This is a genomic window from Schaalia sp. HMT-172, assembly GCF_030644365.1.
Lineage (GTDB): Bacteria > Actinomycetota > Actinomycetes > Actinomycetales > Actinomycetaceae > Pauljensenia.
The window spans coordinates 619227-639561 of sequence record NZ_CP130058.1 but is presented as its reverse complement, the minus strand read 5'-3'; the positions used below and the strand labels follow the sequence as shown (position 1 = coordinate 639561).

The 20335-nt window shown below is 65.7% G+C and carries 23 protein-coding genes; 13 read left to right on the top strand and 10 right to left on the bottom strand.

The features are described from left to right. The first annotated feature begins 129 nt into the window (after positions 1-129). Positions 130-702, top strand: coding sequence for a GNAT family N-acetyltransferase (locus QU663_RS02615; protein ID WP_021611441.1), 573 nt, complete (start codon positions 130-132; stop codon positions 700-702). Positions 703-823: 121 nt separating this feature from the next. On the opposite strand, the gene QU663_RS02610 is transcribed toward QU663_RS02615, so the two are convergent. Beyond that, entirely contained in the window at positions 824-2827 is a 2004-nt protein-coding gene (locus tag QU663_RS02610; protein ID WP_021611442.1) for a sodium:proton antiporter, read from the bottom strand. Between the two features lie 214 nt (positions 2828-3041). Between QU663_RS02610 and QU663_RS02605 the strand changes: the two genes are divergently transcribed. Then, complete coding sequence (locus QU663_RS02605) at positions 3042-3635, top strand: protoglobin domain-containing protein (RefSeq protein ID WP_021611444.1); 594 nt, start codon at positions 3042-3044, stop codon at positions 3633-3635. Further along, the gene (locus tag QU663_RS02600) at positions 3604-4203 is read left to right on the top strand and encodes a methylated-DNA--[protein]-cysteine S-methyltransferase (protein ID WP_021611445.1); all 600 of its coding nucleotides are present in this window, start codon (positions 3604-3606) and stop codon (positions 4201-4203) included. Before QU663_RS02605 ends, QU663_RS02600 begins: the two co-directional genes overlap by 32 nt. A gap of 81 nt (positions 4204-4284) precedes the next feature. On the opposite strand, the gene QU663_RS02595 is transcribed toward QU663_RS02600, so the two are convergent. Together QU663_RS02595 and QU663_RS02590 are read right to left on the bottom strand one after the other, a co-directional pair. Beyond that, the gene (locus QU663_RS02595; protein ID WP_304990661.1) at positions 4285-5568 is read right to left on the bottom strand and encodes a hypothetical protein; all 1284 of its coding nucleotides are present in this window, start codon (positions 5566-5568) and stop codon (positions 4285-4287) included. Between the two features lie 200 nt (positions 5569-5768). Further along, a complete protein-coding gene (locus tag QU663_RS02590; protein WP_021611447.1) occupies positions 5769-5999 on the bottom strand; it encodes a hypothetical protein in 231 nt (76 codons plus the stop codon). 152 nt (positions 6000-6151) lie between these two features. On the opposite strand from QU663_RS02590, the gene QU663_RS02585 reads away from it, so the two are divergent. After that, complete coding sequence (locus QU663_RS02585; RefSeq protein ID WP_021611448.1) at positions 6152-6415, top strand: type II toxin-antitoxin system Phd/YefM family antitoxin; 264 nt, start codon at positions 6152-6154, stop codon at positions 6413-6415. Between the two features lie 19 nt (positions 6416-6434). On the opposite strand, the gene QU663_RS02580 is transcribed toward QU663_RS02585, so the two are convergent. Both QU663_RS02580 and QU663_RS02575 read right to left on the bottom strand, forming a co-directional pair. After that, a complete protein-coding gene (locus tag QU663_RS02580; RefSeq protein WP_021611449.1) occupies positions 6435-7157 on the bottom strand; it encodes a nitroreductase in 723 nt (240 codons plus the stop codon). 88 nt (positions 7158-7245) lie between these two features. Then, positions 7246-7995: a Fic family protein gene (locus QU663_RS02575; protein WP_051267754.1), complete on the bottom strand. Its 750-nt coding sequence runs from the start codon at positions 7993-7995 to the stop codon at positions 7246-7248. An 83-nt stretch (positions 7996-8078) separates the two neighbouring features. On the opposite strand from QU663_RS02575, the gene QU663_RS02570 reads away from it, so the two are divergent. Then, complete coding sequence (locus QU663_RS02570) at positions 8079-8900, top strand: class I SAM-dependent methyltransferase (protein ID WP_021611451.1); 822 nt, start codon at positions 8079-8081, stop codon at positions 8898-8900. A 25-nt stretch (positions 8901-8925) separates the two neighbouring features. Here QU663_RS02570 and arfB read toward each other — a convergent pair whose 3' ends face one another. Together arfB and QU663_RS02560 are read right to left on the bottom strand one after the other, a co-directional pair. Further along, positions 8926-9366 carry an alternative ribosome rescue aminoacyl-tRNA hydrolase ArfB gene (gene arfB, locus QU663_RS02565; protein WP_021611452.1) on the bottom strand — a complete coding sequence of 147 codons (441 nt, stop codon included), beginning with the start codon at positions 9364-9366 and terminating at the stop codon, positions 8926-8928. Between the two features lie 126 nt (positions 9367-9492). After that, positions 9493-10092 (bottom strand): uracil-DNA glycosylase family protein, encoded by a 600-nt coding sequence (locus QU663_RS02560; RefSeq protein ID WP_009055324.1) that lies wholly within the window; start codon positions 10090-10092, stop codon positions 9493-9495. 467 nt (positions 10093-10559) lie between these two features. Here QU663_RS02560 and QU663_RS02555 point away from each other — a divergent pair, with 467 nt between their 5' ends. Continuing rightward, positions 10560-11540 (top strand): esterase family protein, encoded by a 981-nt coding sequence (locus QU663_RS02555; RefSeq protein ID WP_084437397.1) that lies wholly within the window; start codon positions 10560-10562, stop codon positions 11538-11540. A gap of 97 nt (positions 11541-11637) precedes the next feature. On the opposite strand, the gene hemQ is transcribed toward QU663_RS02555, so the two are convergent. After that, positions 11638-13872, bottom strand: a complete 2235-nt coding sequence (gene hemQ / locus QU663_RS02550) for a hydrogen peroxide-dependent heme synthase (protein WP_034480860.1) — start codon at positions 13870-13872, stop codon at positions 11638-11640. A 194-nt stretch (positions 13873-14066) separates the two neighbouring features. Here hemQ and QU663_RS02545 point away from each other — a divergent pair, with 194 nt between their 5' ends. From QU663_RS02545 to QU663_RS02535, 3 genes are read left to right on the top strand one after another with little or no spacing between them, the layout of a single operon-like run. Then, the gene (locus QU663_RS02545; RefSeq protein ID WP_021611455.1) at positions 14067-14990 is read left to right on the top strand and encodes an ABC transporter ATP-binding protein; all 924 of its coding nucleotides are present in this window, start codon (positions 14067-14069) and stop codon (positions 14988-14990) included. After that, positions 14977-15738: an ABC transporter permease gene (locus QU663_RS02540; protein ID WP_021611456.1), complete on the top strand. Its 762-nt coding sequence runs from the start codon at positions 14977-14979 to the stop codon at positions 15736-15738. Before QU663_RS02545 ends, QU663_RS02540 begins: the two co-directional genes overlap by 14 nt. 22 nt (positions 15739-15760) lie before the next feature. After that, the gene (locus QU663_RS02535; RefSeq protein ID WP_021611457.1) at positions 15761-16477 is read left to right on the top strand and encodes a TetR/AcrR family transcriptional regulator; all 717 of its coding nucleotides are present in this window, start codon (positions 15761-15763) and stop codon (positions 16475-16477) included. A 2-nt stretch (positions 16478-16479) separates the two neighbouring features. On the opposite strand, the gene QU663_RS02530 is transcribed toward QU663_RS02535, so the two are convergent. Then, positions 16480-17613: a glycosyltransferase gene (locus QU663_RS02530; protein ID WP_021611458.1), complete on the bottom strand. Its 1134-nt coding sequence runs from the start codon at positions 17611-17613 to the stop codon at positions 16480-16482. Between the two features lie 211 nt (positions 17614-17824). Between QU663_RS02530 and QU663_RS02525 the strand changes: the two genes are divergently transcribed. The 4 genes from QU663_RS02525 (at position 17825) to QU663_RS02510 (ending at position 19265) form a co-directional block, all read left to right on the top strand. Next, positions 17825-18052 (top strand): hypothetical protein, encoded by a 228-nt coding sequence (locus QU663_RS02525; RefSeq protein ID WP_021611459.1) that lies wholly within the window; start codon positions 17825-17827, stop codon positions 18050-18052. A gap of 37 nt (positions 18053-18089) precedes the next feature. Then, on the top strand, positions 18090-18305 hold the full coding sequence (gene relB, locus QU663_RS02520; protein ID WP_021611460.1) for a type II toxin-antitoxin system RelB family antitoxin: 216 nt from the start codon (positions 18090-18092) through the stop codon (positions 18303-18305). Then, positions 18306-18572: a type II toxin-antitoxin system RelE/ParE family toxin gene (locus tag QU663_RS02515; RefSeq protein ID WP_021611461.1), complete on the top strand. Its 267-nt coding sequence runs from the start codon at positions 18306-18308 to the stop codon at positions 18570-18572. A 171-nt stretch (positions 18573-18743) separates the two neighbouring features. Beyond that, a complete protein-coding gene (locus QU663_RS02510; protein WP_021611462.1) occupies positions 18744-19265 on the top strand; it encodes a pyridoxamine 5'-phosphate oxidase family protein in 522 nt (173 codons plus the stop codon). Here the strand turns inward: QU663_RS02510 and QU663_RS02505 are convergent. Continuing rightward, complete coding sequence (locus QU663_RS02505) at positions 19262-20227, bottom strand: Fic family protein (protein ID WP_021611463.1); 966 nt, start codon at positions 20225-20227, stop codon at positions 19262-19264. The genes QU663_RS02510 and QU663_RS02505 overlap by 4 nt on opposite strands. Positions 20228-20335: the final 108 nt, after the last annotated feature.

Below are 20335 nucleotides of genomic sequence, written 5' to 3'. Positions count from 1 at the left end.
CTGATCGGCCCCTGATGAACCCCTGAACTCATATCTCCCGCATCACATCACGGTCCCCAAAACCCAGCCCCGGCCTCGTTCCTCGGGAGGCTTCCCGGAGGCACACGGCCGAGCGGGTAGACTGTTCCCATGACCGACCTCACCCAGATTCCGGTGCCGAGCGAAGGGCCAATCACCGACAAAGTCCAGGAAATCTACGAGCGTTCCTTCCCGCCCGAGGAGCAGATCCCCCTTCCCGAGCTGCTGGAGAGCGCCGAGCTGGACGAGGTCTCCTTCGTCGCGTGGGTTGACGACTCGCTGCCCGCCGGCGAGACCGGGGCGGACAACGTGGTCGCCCTGACCTTCTCCTTCGCCTTTCATGACCTGTTCTACCTTGGTTTCCTCGCCGTCGATGGACGCACGCGCAGCGCCGGCTACGGTTCGCGCATCCTCACCCACTTCCGCGAGCGCCACGGGGATGTGCCGCAGCTGCTCGAAATCGAGCCGGTCGTGCGCGAAGCCGGGAACTACCAGCAGCGCGTGCGCCGCCTGGCGTTCTACGAGCGCAACGGCTTTACGGTGACGAACATGCTCACGCACGAGGCCGACCAAACCTACCGGGTCCTGGCTCGCGACGGCATCGTGACCCCGCAGCGCCTGGAGAAGGCCCTCAACTCGGTGACGGATGACCCGGCCTACGCCTCGCGGGTGACGACGGACTGAGGCCTCGCCACTCATGCACTGATCGGGCCATCCCCTCACGGGGTGCGGCCCGATTCTGTGCGATCAGCGAGGACGGGGGGTGGCCGTCCGACTCCTGCTGCCCGCCGTCAGTGGTCGACGATCAGTGGTCGGTTTCGCGGCTGGAGACCAGGAGGATTTCCTCGTTGTCGAGGCGGGCGAGCGCGCCTTCTAGGGCGGCCGAGGAGAAGATGCCCTCGTCGCGGGCCTGGAGGAGCGCGTCGCGCTGGGCGTGAATGGCTTCGAGGGCGAGCTCGCGGATCTGGTCGCGCGTGAAGGAGCGTTCGACTTCTTCCTCGCTCATGGCGACCGTGCCGTGTCCCTCGTCATCGCTGGGTGACGTGAGCGCTGAGGACGCATCCTTCGCGGGCAGGGAAGCCGATTCCGAGGTCGTGGCAACGCTGGCGGTCGCCTCAAGCGAGTCATCCACGCACTCGGGACACAGTCCGCCGCTGGTTGCTCCCGACTGCGTGGAGGCGTCCCGGAGGATGTCGGTGAGGACGCGGTCGGCCGTGCGCGCGATGCGGGTCCCCTCGGCCTCATCGGTTGCGGAGACCGCGTTCCCGATGCGCGACAGGGTGCGAGAGACGCCGGCGGAGAGCAGGGTCTGGCCGTCAACTTCGTGGATCGCTTGGGCCAGGGCGGTGTCCACGAGCGCGGAACCCATCACTGTCAGAAGCTTTGCGCGTTCTTCTTCGGAGATATCACCCGAGGCCATCTGGGGCTTGACGATGCGGATGAGGCCGGGCAGGGTCAGTCCTTGGATGATGAGGGCCCCCGCCGCGATGAACAGGGCGATCGTGAGCAGGAGCGCGCGCGCCGGCGCGTGCGTCGAGATTGTCTGCGCGGCGGCCAGCGTGATCGCGCCTCGCATGCCCGCCCACACGATGACGCTGCCCTCGCGCGGCCCCAGCGGCTCGTTCGCGAAGTAGTCCAGGTCCGATCCGCGCATCGCGTTGCGGCGTTCGCGGCGCTTGAGGCGTCGGCGATAGTGGTTGAGCGCGTTCTCCCAGTGCTCGGGGCTCAGGTTGCGGGCCTGAAGCATGTCGGCGTCGACCTCGCAGGCCTCGTTCATGCGTTTCTCGAAGCGTGCGATTCGCGAGTTCTCAACTTCGTAGCGGCGTTGACGGTGGGTACGGCGGTGGTCCAGCCAGGCGAGCATGATGGCGATGAAGATTGCTCGCATGACCATGATGAGCGCGCCGAGGGTGACGGCGAGGAAGGCCGCGAAGGCCAGGCCGCCGGAGAACACGGCGGCCTCCTCGACAATGCCGAAGGCCTGCAGGCCCATCGTCAGGAAAATCCCGCTCTCCAAGACGAGCGTTATGGTCTCCCAGTTCTGCTGGGTGAAACGCCTATTGGTCGCGGAGATAAAGGCCGCGCGTCGGCTTGAGACGACCAGGCCGGCGACGACGGCCGCAACGAGGCCGGAGCCTCCCAGGTGCTCGGCGGGGATCGAGGCGATGAAAGGCATCGCGAAAGAGAAAACGGTGTTGGCGGAAGGGTCCTTGATGAGGGCGCGCAGGCGCACGCCGACTTCGCCGACGACCCAGCCAATACCCGCAGCGATACCGAGGGCGATGGCGACCTTGCCGATGAGCAGGCCCGGGTTGAGCGCGTGTTCGTCTGCGGCCAGGCCCGCGCTCATCGCGGCGGACAGCAGGACGAGCGAGGTTGCGTCGTTGAAGAGCCCCTCGCCTTCGAGGACTGTGATGATGCGGTGGGAGACGCCGGAGCGTTTCGCAATCGAGACGGCGACCGCGTCCGTCGGGGACAGGACCGCGCCGAGCGCGACGCCCCAGGGCAGGGAGATCGCGGGGACCAGCCAGTTGATGACGAAGCCGACCGCGAAGGCGGAGACGAAGACAAGGGGGATCGCGAGCATCGCGACGGCCTGCATCTCGCGCCGGAAGTCCATGGTCGGCATTCGCACGGCCGCCGAGAAGAGCAGGGGCGGCAGCACCATCTCGAGGACGATGTGTGGTTCGATCTCGATGGCCCCCACCTGGGGCAGGAACCCGATCGCCAGGCCGACGACCAGCAGGATCAGGGGGGATGCCACGCGCACCTTGGGCGCGATGAATTGGCATGCCACGATGATGAGCATTCCGGCCAGGGCAATAAGAAGGGGATCCACAGGTTAATTGTATTGTGCGCAACCCCCGCGGCGCCGTTGCCACCTCACCACAGCGGCTACGCGCACGGCGAACTCGCACGAACCACGCCCACCCAACTGCGCTCCATACCAGTCCCAGATGTCAAACAGACCCATACGAGCAGAGCGCGTTCTATCATTAACGCATAGGATCGAGGAGGTTCTCATGACCGCTTACAACCACTCGTCGGGGTACACCTACGGTACCGATGCCGTCCCCACGTCTCCGCTCACACTCGAGGATCTGCGCCAGATTGAGGCCGCAGCGCACGTTCAGCCCGGTGACGCAGAGCTGCTCGCACGAGCAGAACCCATCCTGGCGCCGCATGCCATGGACATGGTCGACACGTGGCGCGGGATTCTGGCTCAAAAGACGTACCTGGCAGCCCATTCCGCGCACCCGGACGGGCAGCCGAACCCCGAGTACGCGCAGGCGTCAAAGCCGCGATTCGCCCAGTGGATCATCGACATGTGCACGCGCGAGCGGGACCAGGCGTGGTTGGACTACCAGTACCTGATCGGCGCCCGGCACATGTCCGCAGCGAAGAACGCGGCGGATGGGGCGGACTCGACGCCGTTCGTGCCCCTGCGCTACGTGCTCGCTTTTATCGCTCCGACTGTGGAGGTGGGGCATCGTCTGCTGGCGGAGGGGTTCGAGGGCGAAGAGCTGAGCGCCGTGCGTGACGCGTGGACTCGCGCGGTCACCGTCGCCGTGACAGTGTGGGCGTATGCCTACCGCGATCACCCCGAGCAGTTCTGACCCGACGCTCGCCACCTATCGCTGCCCCATCGGTCGCCTCACGCTGGCCGCGCGGGGTGGTGCGCTCGTCGGCCTGTGGGCGGCGGGGCAGCGTTTCTTTGGTGTCCCCTATGGCGTCGACGAGGCCGTGGCCGCTTACGCGGAGTCGGCGTCCTCCCGAGATGGTTGTGGACGTGACGCGAACGTTGGAAGAGACGAGGACGCGGCCGCATTGGCTGCGGCCGCGTCCTGGTTGGACGACTATTTCGCCTGGCGGGTCCCCTCCCCCGCCCGCGTTCCGCTCTCGCCCATGGGCAGCGAGTTTCAGCTCCGCGTCTGGGAGGCTATGAGCGCCATTCCCTACGGGCACACAATGACCTACGGCCAGCTGGCGGGTCGCCTGCGCGAGGCCGGGGTCGCCGCGTCGGCGCGCGCGGTCGGCGGGGCGGTGGCGCGCAACCCGTTGATCCTCATTCGTCCCTGCCACCGCGTGGTCGCGTCTACCGGCCCGGGCGGCTATGCGGGAGGCGCCACCCTGAAACGTTGGCTCCTCGAGCGCGAGACAGCCACGGCCTCGTCCCTTTCGTGAGTCAGACCCGCACCTGACCTGCCCTGATCGCCTCGGTCGCCGAGGCCTCGTCGACGGGCCGCCCGGCGCGCGATCCGCGCGTTAGCCCTCACCCGCTCCCTGCGTAACCAGGTCGGAGGGCGAGGCGTTGGGCTTGCGATCGGCAATATCCTTGGCGAGCGCGCTGGCGTCGCGGCGCAGCTGCTTGGAGTCCGCAACCGACGCTCGGGAGAGCTCCCGGGCCTTTTCGCGATGCTCGTCCGTGTACTCCAGGTGATCGGCGTGCTTGTGGACCAGGAGGCGAATGAGCATGCGGCGCAGCTTCTCCTCGTGCGAGACGCCCGCGCGCTCGCGCAACCAGCCTGCAGCCAAGACCACCAGGAGGGCGACGCCCAGCCAGCCGATGATCGGATACATGCCGCCGATCAGCTTCTTAAAGCCCATGAGGGAGGCCGCATACCCCAGCGCGACAACGCCCATGAGGACGATGCGCATACGCTTTGTCGACCCACCCGAGAATCGGCGGGCTGTCGCGAAAAACAGCGAGAACACCGTGTTATAGATGAGCGCGAAAATGATGAGCGTGTAGACGAAGGCGAAGGCCGGGTGAATCATGCGCGCAATCTCGAGGGCCGGCACGTTGACGTCCCAGATGCGGTCCATGTTCAGGTAGAGGGCGAGGGCATCGCCGCCGATCACCAGGGCGATGATCGCGCCGCCGATACGGCCCGCGAGGCGAGCCTCGCGGATGCGCAGCACCGAGCCGCCCAGCACGAAGGCCATGCCGATACCGTTGACGACGCACAGCGCGAAGTAGTTAATCGCCGAGAACCAGAGGTTCGGCAGAGCCGGGGAGACCTGAGTGGCGGTCGCATTCAGTTCGGCCACGCTCGGGTGCGGGGTTACCAGCGAGTAGACGACGAGGACGACGATCGCGATGACGATCATGGGCGTAAACACGCCGATGACCTTCATGATTCGGTCGAAATCCAGGAAGGCCGTGAGAATCACGAGGCCGGCGCACACGGCACTGCCAGCCCACGCGGGCAAACCGAATTGCTGCTCAAGGTTCGCGCCCGCGCCCGCGAGCATCACGAAGCCCATCGCGAAACCAGAAAAAACAAGCACCACGTCAATGACGCGACGCACGGCAGGGTGAGTGATGCGTTCGAAGACCTCGTCGTGGTGGCCGGAGCGGAAGTAGGAACCCAGCTGGAGGGCGACGACGCCGAAGATGATGTTGAGGACGCCCAGGGCCGCGATGCCGATCAGGCCCTTCGCGCCGAAGGAGAGGAAGTACTGGAGCAGATCCTGGCCACTCGCCAGGCCCGCGCCGACGATGACCCCCACGTAGGCGAAGGCGACAGAGAGGTACTTTTTTGACATGGCGGTCCTTCCGATCGCAAACATGCACCGAGGGACGACCTAGTTCCTCGGCAAGCGCTGGTTTGACAGCGCCTGCCGCCATTCTATACAGCATTAGCCATAAACAACTAATGATAGCCTTACTTAAGCTTGTACAGAAGGGACTAAATACCTAATACCCAACCCAATCCCCCCGAAAACGAAGCTTTGGGATCTTCGTCTCAGCCGAGGTTACAGGAGGCTACCTGCCCCGATCCACGGGCGTCGAAGTCCCAAATTCGATCCACATTGAGGTACAGGGCCAGAGCACCCGCACCGAGGGCCGCGATGCCGATCAATCCGGTGGCACCGAAGGAGAGGAAGTACTGGAGCAGATCCTGGCCACTCGCCAGGCCCGCGCCGACGATGACGCCCACATAAGCAAAGGCAACAGAGAGGTACTTCTTGGACATGGGGTCCTTCCGATTGCGAACGTTTCACGAGGCCGAAGCTCCGTTCCACGGTAGACGCTCACCTGGGTGCCACGTATGTCCACGGGAAATTGTTCACGCTCAGGAAGGCTCATCCAGACACAGATGTGTACACAACGTACTAAAATGGCACTATGAACACACTTGCCACAACCCTATCGACTCGCGAGCTGCGCGCGAACCTGTCCGAGGTCCTCGGGCGAGCTTCCTACGGCGGCGAACGCATTGGCGTGACGAAGAACGGACGCCTCACTGCGATCGTGATTGGCGTCGACGACTTGTTGGCCCTGGAAGAACTCGAGGATGCGCGCGATCTCGCGGCCTTCCGGGAGGCGGTGCGCAACGACGACGGGCAGCGCGTGAGCCTGGCCGACCTGCGCGCTGAGCTCAACGACTAGCGATGTATCGCTCGTAGCGTTACTTGCCTTCGAGGAGCTGGATCGGCGGGCGCGGCGCCTGCATCGAATTGATCGGCGCGTCCGGATCGGCGTAGCCGAGGGCGAAGCCGGTGATGAATTTGTAGCCTTCGGGGATCTCGAACTCCTCATCGACGGGGGTGCGCCAGGTGGCCAGGATGCCGACCGGGCACGAGTCGATGCCGCGCGACTTGGCGGACAGGAACAGGGTCTGAAGCATGAGGCCAGCGTCCATGGCGCTCCATGGCAGCATGTCCTCGTGAACGAAGACAAAACCCATGACGGGCGCGTCGAATGCCATCACGTTGCGACGGTTGACGCGATTACGCCCCTCGATGTCGGCGCGCTCCACGCCGTAGGTGCCATACAGGAGCTTCGCGACCTCGATCTGGGCGGGACGCAGCTCGTCTGGATAGCGCTTGCGCACCGGGAAGTCGCCATCCGGGACGGGAATCTCTACGTCGGGGTCAGTGGCCTTGCGGGTGTGAGCCTCGATCTCCTCGTCAAACAGTTTCCCGAAGCGCTCGCGCAGGCGCTGGGCACGCGCACCGGATGCGATCGCGACGCGGAAGGCGCGGGTGTTCGACCAGGACGGCGCCGTCGTCGCGTCAGCGAGGATCGCGTCGATGACGCCAGCAGGGATCTCGCGATCCGTGAAGGCGCGGGTCGAACGACGGGAGGCGGCCAGGGCAGAAAATTCGTTCATCTCTCCGTTGAGTGTCATGCATCCAGCCTAGCCCGGCCGCACTCTCCCGCTCCAACCAATCCACCCACCGGACGGCAACAATCCCTTCCTCGCCGACAACTGATGACTAGTTATCCGAACGCTCGTAGGGGACCCGGAAGTAATCGAGCATCACCGCGAAACAGTCCTGCGCACTCAGGCACGTATCCATGAGGAAACCATTCTCGTCACCCCACCTCTCCAGACCTCGGTAGTAGAAGGCCTTCAGATCGTCGGTGATGATGAACGGGACGACTCCCGCGGCGAGGCACTGCTGAAGCATGAGGAGCCTACCAACCCGCCCGTTACCATCCTGGAAAGGATGGATGCGTTCGAAGCGCACATGCCAGTCCAGGATCTGCGCGAGAGAATCAACATCGTTGACGCACTCGAACAGAGGCCGCATATGCTCAGCAACATCAGCGGGCGCGCTCGTCTCACGCATTGCGACCTCGTTCGGCAGACACTTGTAATCGCCGACCGCAAACCAATCAAGATCAGCCTGGGTGCTCCCCTGCTTCAGTATGCGATGCAGATCCTTCACATATTCCTCGCCGATAGGAGTTCCGGCGCATTCGATGACACGATCGATAGCGCGGAAGTGGTTCCGCGCCTCGATAATGTCATCGACTCTCAGGCCCTCGCCGCCAACAGTCGCCGTCTCGAAAATAAGACGGGTCTGTTCCTCGGACAGCTGAGAACCCTCGATGTGATTGGAGTTGTAGGTCATCTCCACCTGTAGGCGGTGGTAGACGCCCCCACGCACACCTGCATCTCTCTCGTCGCGAAGCCGCATCAGCAGCGCCGAACGACGCGCGCCGATCTCAGTTTCGCTCACGACAGGGCCTCCTTTTGCATGACATTATACGTGCAAGACCTCTCGTGAGGCTCATAACAGTAGGCGCAGTGAAGGGCCAGCCCATGTCGACACAGAACAGCACAATCAACCGGGACTCGCAGGCCTATTGGAACAAGCGGGCGACGACGTTCACGAGAGACGCGACCAGCGACTACGAGCGATGGCTCCTCGATCTGCTCGCGCTCGAAGCGGGCGAGGAGGTCCTCGACATGGGGTGCGCGACGGGCACGCTCGCCGTCCCCCTGGCCCGCGCCGGGCACCGCGTCCACGGCTGCGACTTCGCCGAGGCCATGCTGGCGATCCTCGAGGAGCGCGCGGCCGCGGAGAATCTGCCGATCACCTCCCACCTGCTCGCCTGGGAGGACGACTGGGAGAATGCGGGCCTGGGTGAGAACAGTGTGGATGTCGCCTTCGCGTCACGTTCCCTCATGAGCGGGGACGTGTCCGCTTGCGTGCGCAAGCTCGACGCGGCTGCGCGCTCGCGTGCGGCGGTCGTCGTGCCCGACAGCCTGCTCCCCTCCCGTGACCCGCGCCTGCTTACCTACCTCGGGCGCACTGCGCGTCCACCGCGCATCGTCCGCGACGTGACCCGCGCACTGGCTGCCATGGGCCGGACCCCGGTAGGCGCGAGGACCCAGACCTTCCGGCCGATGCGTTTTTCTTCCGTCGACGAGGCCCGCTCGGACCTTCGTCGCCTGGCTGGCCCCGAGCCGTTCACTGCACGCGAGCAGCGACTGTTTGACGCATACGTGGCACAGCATGTCGTGCGTGAGGCTCCCACTGATCCCACAGAGGTGACAGAGGAGCACTGGGTCCTCGACTATCGCCTGCCTGTCACCTGGGTGTTCATCGGCTGGCGCACCGACGGGAGCGCATGGGCGTAGCGGGCCACGACCTCGTCCGAAGGGCTCACTCCGCGTCGGGGCGGCGCCTGCGCGCCTTGACCTCGGCGCGCCTCTTCTTGTCGGCGAGGCGGCGCAGCTTGGACGCGCGCGTCGGCTTCGTGGCTCGACGAGGCGTGGGCGGGGTGAGCGCTGAACGCAGGACGTGCGCGAGGCGTTCACGCGCGGCGGCGCGGTTGCGGCGCTGGGAGCGATTCTCCGAGGCGGTGACGGTCAGGACGCTACCGGTCAGACGATCGCCCAACTCTCGCAGGGCGCGCTCGCGCTGACGATCGTTCAACGCGCTCGTCGCGCCCAGATCCAGGCTCAGCTGAACCCGCGAATCCGCCGTGTTGACGCCCTGACCGCCGGGACCCGACGCGTGCGAAAAGCGCTCGACCAGCTCCCCCGCGGGCACGACGAGGCCGTGCGGGCAGCCGGGCCCAGCGGGAATGCGCAGATCGTCCATGGGACCAGTGTGCCACCCGCGAGCCGCGGTGGAGCACTATACCCTGCCCCGTCCTCGTGAACCCGAGGGCGCCGAACGTACGTAGGAGCCGCCGTACATTTATACGTCGCCTCTCACGCACAACGCTCAGGCCATGAGCGCGGCGACCTGCTTCTTCAGGTCGGGCAGCACGTCGGAGGCGAACCAGGGGTTCTTTTTCATCCACATCTGGTTGCGCGGCGAGGGGTGGACCAGCGGGAAGTACGTGGGCAGATAGCGTTTGTAGTCGCGCACGACGTCCGTGAGGGAGGCCGAGGACTTCAGGTCCAGGTAGCGCCTGGTCGCGTAGGCGCCGACGAGGATCGTCATCTCGAGCTTCGGCATGAGCTCAAGCAGGCGCGGGTGCCACGTGTCGGCGAAGTCCTTGCGCGGCGCCAGGTCCCCACTCTTTCCGGTGCCCGGGAAGTAGAAGTCCATGGGGACGATTGCGAGTTTGCCCGAGTGATAGAACGTATCGCGGTCGACGCCCATCCAGTCGCGCAGACGGTCGCCGCTGCGGTCGTTCCACACGATGCCGGTTTCCTCGGCGACGCGCCCGGGTGCCTGGCCGACGATCATGATGCGACACTGAGGCCCCGCGTAGAACAGCGGCCCCACGCCTCGCTTCGTGTACGAGGCGTTGGCCGGGTCTGCGGCAATCTCCTCGGCGATTTTCTGGAAGCGCGGATCCGTGATCTCAGGGGTCATGCCTCCAGGGTATGCCACTCCGCGAGCGCACGACCCCCGGCGACTGACAGGTCACACGCTCGGGCACACGCAAGGCGGCAGATCGTCCCCGACATACCGGGCACACTCTCGCTCACGCTCCGAACGCACTCCGAATACACGCCGAACGCACGCCATAGTTCCCCACAAATGTCGCATGCAATTCCCCGACCACCCCTATCATCGCTCCCCCACAAACCCCGGAATTTCAACGATCAAAATTCAAATCCTGAAAGACTGGCGGGGGAATTGCGTGCGACATTGGTGGGGAGACGCCGCGCGGGAAGGACAACAGCCGCATAAGCAAACCGTCAGCAACTTGCGCACAGCCCCACACTGATTAGTCGCAGCTGCCCGGTCGGGCATAGAGTGGGACTCATGAGGGTATCTGGAATGCAGGCGAGGGGCGGCCAATGAACACGAGGTTCGTCAGGCGAACATCCAAGCGGATGACAACCATCGTCACCTCGCTCGCGGTCGCGGCCTCCATGCTCAGCCTCGCAGGCCTCGCGGCACTCACCCTTCCCTCGGCACACGAACAGCGGGATCCCTCTCCCATCGCCTACGACGAGGACGAGGACCCCATGTCCGAGGCCGTCGCTGCCCTACTCGACACGGCCTCGTCCCTGCATGGGTCGATCGACACCCTCACCTACGAGCAGCGCTACGAGGGACAGACCTACAGCAAGCAAGCCTTCATCTACGTGCCCGCCTCCTACTCGCCGGGCACGCCCGCGAACGTCCTCTACCTGACGCACGGATGGTGGGGCAACGCGGCGGGCCTGGCCGACGGGGTCGCTCCGGTCGTCGACGAGCTGGAGACGTCGGGCGAGGTGGCACCCACGATCGTCGTGTTTGCGACCTACTACCCGGACAGGTCGTTCGCGACCGACGACTACGAGGACGATTACGCCCTCAATCGTTTCTTCGCGACGAACGAGATCGACACGCTCATGAACGCGGTTGAAACACGCTACACAACCTTCGCGCACGGCGACACCTCCGACGCTTCCCTTCGAGCCTCGCGCAGGCACCGCGCGTTCGGCGGCTTCTCGATGGGCGCGACGACCACCTGGGACGCGTTCGCGCTGCGCCCCCAGTACTTCTACGGGTACATGCCGATGGCGGGCGAATCCTGGATTGGGCGCGAGGAAGACGCCGACGAGGAGCGGCTCGCCGAGCTCGTCACCGCGGGGGCAGTGCGCGAGGGCTACGGGCCGGGAGATTTCCGCATCCTGGCCTCGGTCGGCTCCGAAGACCCCGCGCTGTGGGACATGACCCCGCAGCTTGACGAGCTCCACCAGGACTACCCCAACCTGATGACCGAATCCAGCCTGCAGCTATGGATCGACGACGGGGAGTCACACTCGAGCACGTCCGTCGCCAACCAGGTTGAACACAACCTGCCGCTCCTGTTCCCCTCCACGTAGGAGGCGCCTGACACGCGGCGTGAGAGCGACGCACTGAGCCCCGGCCTCGTTCCTTATCGCAGGGACGAGGCCGGGGCCGACGCGCAGATAAGGGGCTTTATGCGCGGGGCTGGCGCTCCGCCCACTCGCCGAGGTTCACGCGCGGACCCGTGAAGAACGGGGTGTCCTCGCGCACGTAGAGGCGCGCCTCGGTGTAGCGCTGAGCGTGCATGACGCCCTCCAGGCGGTCCAAGCTGTCGGCCTCGAACGCGAGCACCCACTCGTAGTCGGAGAAACCGAACGCAGACAGGGTCGAGCCCTTAACATCCGGGTACTGAGCGAAGCCATTGCGGCCATGTTCGGCCATGATGCGGGCGCGCTCTTCAGGGGCCTTGAGGTACCAGTCGTAGGAGCGCACGAAGGGATAGACCATCGCCCAGTCGCGGGGCGCGACGCCGCCGAAGCAAGCGGGAATGTGGCGCTTGTTGAACTCGGCGGGGGTATGCAGGCCCATGCAGGACCACACCGGATCCAGGAACTTGCCGAGCGCGCTCGCGCGCAGGCGGTGGTAGGCGTCCTGGAGGACCTCCGGGTCATCGTCGAGCCACCAGACCATCAGGTCCGCCTCGGCGCGGAAGCCGGACACGTCGTAGAAGCCGCGGATTTCCGCGCCCGCGCCCTTCACGTAGTCCAGGGATTCGGCGACGATGCGGCCGCGCTCACCGTCGTCGGCGGGCAGGGACTCCCCCAGCGCGAACACGGAGTAGAGGGCGTAGTGCTGCTTGTTGTTGACCTCGTCGAAGTCGATGTCGGTGGCGTCGCGCGGGTCAGTGACGCGGGCGTGCGAGTGGGGCGTCGCCTCGGTGCCCGCGTGGCGGGCCTGGTGGCGCGCGGCGTGCTCACCGACACGGTCCGGCACTCCCGCGGGATGTCCCGGGTTCTCCGGGTTCTGCTGGGGCGGCACGACGGCGTGGGGATGCGGGGTAGACATGGAGTCCTCCTGGGTTGGGGCTGGGTGACCGGCGGCTCGGGCGGGCGCGCCGGAAGAATGAGGGGCGTGTGCGGTGCCGGGGTGGGCGCTCGCGGCGGCGGGTGAGGGGTGCCCGGGGCGCGCCGGGGAGAGGCAGCAGTCGCTCGGGCAGACGGTGTGGAAGGGTCCGGTGCCCGTCACGGTGACGCGCGCGGGATTCTCGCCTCGCGCCTGGGCGGCGCGCTCTTCGAGCACGTCGACCAGAGAGGACACGAAGCCCGGGTCGGTGGAGACCGTGTCGGCGCGCTCGTAGGGAATACCCAGGCGCGCGGCGGTCTCCTTCGCCTCGGTGTCGAGGTCGTAAACGACCTCCATGTGGTCGCAGATGAACCCGATGGGGACGACGACGGCGCCACTCAGCGCCTTTCCATTCACGGTATCCCAGGCCGCGGCACCGCCCGCGACTTCCTCAAGGAAGTCGTTGACATCGGGCTCGAGCCATCGGGCCTGCGGGGGGCCGGAACGCGAGCAATACACGAGGTCGTAGCCCAGGTCCGCGCGCCCGAGGACGCGGCGCAGCTCCGGCATAATCGCGGCGATGAGGGCGTGGTGCTGGGCGACGTAGCTGATTTCGGTTGCGGGGGTTCCCGCCGGCGACGAGGCCTGGCTCCCCTGCTGCTCACCACGATCGTCCGAGGCAACCACTGCCTCGTCGATCGAGGGACGGAACGGGAAGGGCGAGGATCCCGCCTCCATGCTCACAGGGATGGAGTGGGTGACGAAGATCAGGCGAATCCCTGCCGGGTCGACGCCGTGCGCCGTTAGCGCCTCCCACGCGCGCCGAACGGATGTAATCTGCGCGCTCGCCATACCGGGGGTCGAGTAGTAGGGGCGGACCTTGTCCACGACGATGTCGGCGTCAGGATTGTCGGCGCTGTCCTCGGCGCCCAGGACGATGGCACCCCACTTCTCGCGCAGGGCCGCCGCGGCCTCGGCGAGGTCTTCGCGGTACTGGCGGCACCCCGAGTACGAGGCGTAGGCGGAGGTGGGCAGGACGAGGATGCGCCGGGCACCAGCCCCCGCGAGCTCGTCGAGGCCTTCGGCGACGAAGGGGTGCCAGTTGCGGTTTCCCCACCCGACGGGGATGTCGTGCCCGCGCCTGGCAAGCTCCGCGGAGAGGTCGGTGATCAGGCGCTGGTTGCAGGCGTTGATGGGCGAGACTCCGCCGAAGCGCTTGTAGTGGGCGGCGACCTGGAGCAGGCGCTCGTCGGGGATTCCGCGACCACGCGTTGCGTTGCGCATGAACGGCAGGACGTCCTCCTCGCCGTTCGGGCCACCGTAGGACAGCAGCATGATCGCGTCGTAGGTTTCCAGACCTGGCACTTTCGCTCCTCCTTCACGCCTAGCGTGGACAGTGTAGGGCTGCTTCCCTCCCCCATGCAGCGACAGATTGTCAGAAAAACGCAGCAATTCAGCAGTTTTCCTCGGCGAGTAGCACCGGCTTGCACACGAAAGTTAACACTGTTAACCTTAGCTGCGACACAAAGTTAACAGCGTTAACCGATGGGAGAGAAACCGTGTCACATCCACACGCCCCGGCCCTGGAGGCTCGGGGGATCCGCAAGAGCTACGCCGCCCACGAGGTCCTGCGCGGGGTCGACCTGCGCGTCGAACCCGGTCAGATCCTCGGGCTACTCGGACGAAACGGGGCCGGCAAGTCCACGCTCATCACGATTCTGTGCGGGCTGCGCCAAGCCGACTCTGGAAGCGCCAGCATCTGCGGGCACCGCCCCTCCTCCGTCGAGGCCGCGCGTTTGATCGGCTACGCGCCACAGGAGCTGGGCATCTACCCCGACCTGAGCGTCGCCCAGAACCTGGCGGCCTTCGGCGAACTGAACGGGCTCACTCGACGCGAGTCGGCCTCGCGAGCAGGCGAGGTGATGGACCTCCTCGGCCTCACAGAGAAACGCGGTCAGCGCGCCTCGCACCTGTCGGGCGGGCAGCAGCGCAGGCTTCACGCGGGCATGGCGATCATGCACCGCCCGCGCCTGGTGTTCATGGACGAGCCGACCGTCGGCGCGGACGTGGAGGCGCGCAGCCAGATCCTGGGAGCGGTGCGCCAGCTCGCGCAGGATGGCGCGGCCATCGTCTATACCTCGCACTACCTCGCCGAGTTCGAGGAGCTCGGCTCCAACATCGCGATCCTGAACGAGGGACGCATCGTCGCGCGCGGTCCCCTCGAAGACATCATTTCCGCCCACGGGCGCGCCGAGGTCACCCTCGAGTTCGACCGTCCGGTTCCCTCAATCGATGGGTGGAGCTCCGACGGGAGGATCCTCCGGCACATCGGGGACGAGGCCGACCCGGGTTCGCGGATCGGCGAAGCCCTGGCCTCGCCCGCCCTTCAAGGGGCGCGCCTGACGGACGTCCGCATCACCCAGGCGAGCCTGCACAACGCGTACCTGCAGATCATCAAGGAGAGTGACCATGTCGCAGCTTAAGCAAATCGGAGCCATGACCCGCCTCAACATCCGCCTACAGCTCACCGACCCAGCGCCCACGCTCATCCTGACGGTCATCCCCCTCGTCCTGATTCCCTTCATGATGCCGGCGTTCAAGTCGATGCTCCTGGCCGACGGCTACGCGGGCGTGACGGGCGCCGAGCAGGCGGTCCCGTCGATCGCGATCCTCTTTTCATTCCTGGCCGTGCAGAACATCATCGGCTCGTTCTTCAACGAGCGTTCGTGGGGCACGTGGGAGCGCCTCGAGGCCTCCCCGACCTCGCGCGCGTCCATTCTGACGGGCAAGGCCCTGGTCTCCTTCCTCATGCAGACCGTCCAGATCGCGGTTGTCCTCGCGCTCGGCGCCCTCATTTTCGGATACCGGCCGACCGGGTCCCTCGTCGCGCTCGCCGCGATTCTCCTCAGTTTCTCCGCGGTCCTATCGGCGCTCGGCGTCGCGCTCGCGCTGTGGTCGCGCAGCCGCGACGCGGCCCTGTCGTTGTCGAACATCATTGGCATGCTGGCGGCGGGCATCGGTGGGTCTTTCTCCACGGTCTCCTCGTTCCCGGATTGGGCGCAGCATGCCGCGCGCCTGTCCCCCGCCTACTGGGCGATCACCGCGATTCACGAGGTGAGCCTGGACGGGGCGGGACTTGCCGACGTCGGGGCGCGGATCGGCGTCCTGTGGGGTTTCTTCGCGGTGATCGCGGGGCTGGCACTGATACAGTTCCGGTATCACAGGGAGTAACGTCCACCGAAGCGGAGAGTCCATGCCGTCGTCACGTCAGCGCGCGCTATCGCGAGACATCATCTTGTCGAGCGCGCTCGACCTGGTCGACGAGGAGGGGCTCTCCGCTTTGTCTCTGCGGTCCCTGGGAAAGCGCCTCGGCGTCTCCCAGGCCGCTTTTTATCGTCATTTCCCCGACAAAGCGGCGCTCCTGGAGGGCATCGCCGAGCAGGTCTGGCGACTCACGTTCGACTCGTTCCTCGACCAAGTAGATACCGGTGCGTTCGACCCCGAATCGACACCCACGCCCGCGGTGAGCGAGCCGACCGGGGATACCCAGGCCTCGCCCCTGTTGGCCTACATGCGCACCTACGCGCATTGCCTGGCCTCCACGCTGCGCTCCCACCCGGGCGCAGTCATGCTGCTGCTCACGCACCCCATGTCGACGCCCGAGCAGCTGTCGCTCCTGGCGCGCGTGTTCGTGACGCTGGCGCGGCGCGGTTTCACGCCGAACGCCGACATGCTGGGTCTCGTCAACGCGGTGTCGATCTACACGACGGCCTTCGTCGCCGCCGAGGTCGTTCCGCCCGTGGGCGGTTCCCCCGAGCAGCCCGCCGACCTGTCGTCCGCGAGCGCCGCGCTCGATCCCGAGGATGCGCAGGCGCTGCGCCCGCTCATCGAGGACCTCCTGGACGGCCGCTACGATTTCAACGCCCAGTTTGAGCGGGGCCTGGAGGCGATCCTACGCGGCTGGCACTGAGGCTAACCGACCAGTTCCTCGACCTCGCGCACGATGCGCGCGGCTCCGCCGAGCGAGGACAGCTCCTCGCGCAGCCCTCGGATTCCCGAGGTCAGGGCGGGTTCGTCGACGAGGCGGCGGGCGGCGCGTGCAATGAGCGCCGGCTTGGGCTCGCGCACGGTCAGGCCGCAGCGCGCGCTTTCCACGGCCTCGGCGTTGAATTGCCGCTCGAAGACGCGACCCGGGACGATCACCTGGGGGACTTCATAAGACAGGGCGTCCATCATCGAGTTTTGTCCTCCGTGATGCACGAAGACGCGGGCTCGCGGCAGGAGCTCAGAGAAGTCGAAGCGGGGCGCGCAGCGCACCGTGTGGCCGCGTGCGGTATGGACGGCCTCTGGCACTCCCGCGACGGACACGTCGCAGCCGAGGGCCTCGGCGAGCTCTCGCCCGGCGCGCACGGCCACGCCCGCGGGGACGCTGCCCGCGCCGAGGTAGACGAGCACGCAATCGCGACGCGTCGGCGTCAGTGTGGGCGGCTCGTCGAGGAACCCGCAGTAGACGGCCCGCTCCCCCGCCCGCGGTTCCAGGGTCGGGCAGCTTGGGATGAAGCGGCGCCGCATCCCCTCGAGAACGGTCAGGGACGAGGCCGGGGCGGGCATTCCCATCTCGCGCAGCAGGCGTCGAATTCCTGCGGATTTGCGCGGGTTGGAAGCGTAGGAGGCGGTCGTCGGCTGCGAGGCGCTGCCCACGCACGGGATGCACTCGGCGCGGGCGGCGATAATGGCGGCGAGGTTGAATTCGGAGTAGACGACGTCGGGGCGGATGGCACGCATGTGGGCGCGGAGCGCGTCGACGGCAGCGCGCGTGTAGCGCTCGTCGAGGGCGCCGGTCAGCCAGAGGACCTCCTCGAAGCTATGCACGGGCTTGCGGCCCATGAGGCCGAGGCGCGAGGCCAGGGGGAAGGTGTGGCGGGCGATGGCCTCGGGAAGGCCGAGAGGTGAGGGCACCGGAATCTCGAGCATCGGGGCAATGGGACCGGCGCAGTTGCCGTCGTCTCCCCAGGCCAGCGTCACCTCGTGGCCACCGTCCTGGAAGGCGCGGGCGACGCGCTGCGCGCGCGACCACGGCCCGCCCATCCGCGAGCGGGCAACCATGGGAACGACGAGAACCCTCACGCGTCAAGGGTACGCCGCTCACAACCGTGCACACACTACGGTTTTCCCCTGCCCAGTCCTCGTCTCTGACCAGAACGGACGAGGCCGGGGCCGAGTGTCGGGACCAACTCACCGAGGCATCGCGGCTAAGCTGAATCTCAACCACGCGCACCCGCAGCGCGCCCACGCATCGACGCAAGGAAGGCCCACCGTGCACACCGACAAGATCGAGGACGTCATGTCCGAGCTCCTGGGCGAAGGCTACCGAATCGTCTGGGAGGACGGCACCCTCTCCCCCGCCATCGACTGGGTGGACTGGATCGAAGATCCGGAGGATGAGGACAAGGAGAAGGTCGAGGTCACCTTCCAGGACGGCTCGACCCGCACCTTTGACAAGGGCGTTCCCATGCGCCAGATCTGGCACGAGGACGTCGACTGAGCATAGAATACGTTGTATTCAGCTCTAGGAGGTCACCATGCCCACCATGACCATGCGCCTTGACGAAACGGACGCCGAAGTCGTGCGCAAGTACGCCGAATTTGAGGGAAAAACAATTTCCGACTTCGTTCGAGATGCCGTCTTCGAGAAGATCGAGGACCAGCAGGACCTCGCCACCCTGCGCGAGGCAATCGCTGCAGACAACGGCGTTCGCTACACCCACGAGCAGATACTCGCGCAGCTGGGCCTGTAAATGTCCTACCACGTCGAGTACAGCGACACAGCCCTCAAGCAACTGAAGAAAATGGACCGATTCGACGCGCGACTCATTACGTCATGGATCGGCAAAAACCTCGAGGGCTGCTCGGACCCCCGCATCCACGGCAAAGGCCTCACAGCCAACCAATCAGGCGAGTGGCGCTACCGCATCGGCAACTACCGCGCCCTGTGCATCATCGAGGACGACCGCCTCATCATCGAAGTGTTTTCCGTCGGACACCGCCAACACATCTACCAGTGATATCACCGGCAAGGCCCCGGCACGCGATCGACTCTGTGCGCTTCACGCGAGCTCGCCCCGGCCTCGTTCATAGTCCCAGGCACGAGAACGTCGACTAAATCGCGTCGCCGCCATATCCTGGGTGGAGGGCCTCAACGACGTGTGCCCTATCGATAAAGAGGGAGATTCGCAATGAATGGCATCGACTGGGAGGCTGCGGCAAACCACTGGATCGCACAGGAGAGCGCAGAGACGCGCATGCCCGCGGCTGACTTGTTCACGGAGATCGAGGCCTTCCTGGCCAGGCACAAGATCTGCACACTGGCGACCGCCGGGAACGGTATCGTGCGCAACACGACGGTCGAATATCTCTACGCCGAAGGGGCATTCTGGATCATCAGCGAGGGCGGCCAAAAGTTCCGCGCCCTGCAGGCCAACAAGAACGTGTGCCTGGCGATCCATGACGACGACATTTCTTTCGCGACGCTGGCGGGCTTGCAGGTCACGGGCACCGCCGAGGTCGTTGAGCCTTTCGGCGAAGACTACGCTCACGCCTGCGAGCTGCGGGGTCTCCCCATGGAGCGCCTGCGCGCCATGCCCTTCGTCATGAACATCATCAAGGTGACCCCCACGCGCTTCGACTACGTCGACGGCACGCTGAAAGAGCGAGGCTTTTCCCCGCGCCAGCACGTCGAGTTCTGGCGGAACGCCTAGCGTCCGGCGGCGTGAACAATCCACATGCCTGCTCGGGGACTCCCCTGGCGCTCAAGGGAGCCTTCTTCTTTCAGTTGTGCGACTATGCGCTCGGCGCTCCTCTTCGAACATCCGAGGTCCTGCGCGAGCTGAGCAACGGTTGACCGCGTGTTGTCGCGGAAGAAAGCGAGCACCCGGGCGCGCTCTGCGTCCGCTGCACTCTCTGGCCGCGCATACGGAAGTATGGCTTCCCTGATTGCTTCGAGCATGAACTCCACGAAACTCTCACACGAACCGGTCGCACCCGAGCGGGTCAAGGCCTCGTAATAATCCGCCTGCCGCCTCCTGATTGCGGACTCGATGGGCACCCAGGCCAGCACCGGACGCCACCGCGACAACAGTAGTGTGTGCCAGAGACGTCCCATCCGGCCATTCCCATCTGAAAAGGGGTGGCAGAACTCGAACTCGAAGTGGAAAATGCACGAGACGAGGAGTGGGTGCATGCACGTCGCATGCACCCACTCGAAGAGGCCACCCATCACCTCGGGGACGTAGGCAGCCGGAGTCCCGGCATGGATGAGGGTATCCCCGTTGAACACACCGACATTGCCCGACCGAAAGCGCCCAGCATCGGGGACGAGGCCACCCATCATGACGCGGTGAACCCGCAGCAGATCCGCCAACGAATGAGGATCGAGTTCAGAAATAAGGTCGTAGGCGGCGCGTGCGTTTTCAACTTCGAGGATGTCACGCCGGTCTCCGAGAACCCGCTTGCCGTCGATAATCGCGCTCACCGCGCGCTCATCGAGTTTGTTACCTTCGATGACGAGCGAGGAGTAGATCGTCTGGATCCGCAGCTCCCGACGCAGCGTCGGGCTGGTCGACAGTGGTGCTTGAGGCGACAGCATACCGACGAGCTCAGCGATCTCCATGCAGAGCGCATCAATCACGTCGGTGCGTTCGAACGACGGTTCGTATGCCATGACCACCTCCTATTACCGCCACAATTATACCGCCACTGGCGGTAATCGCGTGGCCACAAAGGGCACCTGACCAGCAAACGGCAGGAGGCCTCGTCCATTGACGAGGCC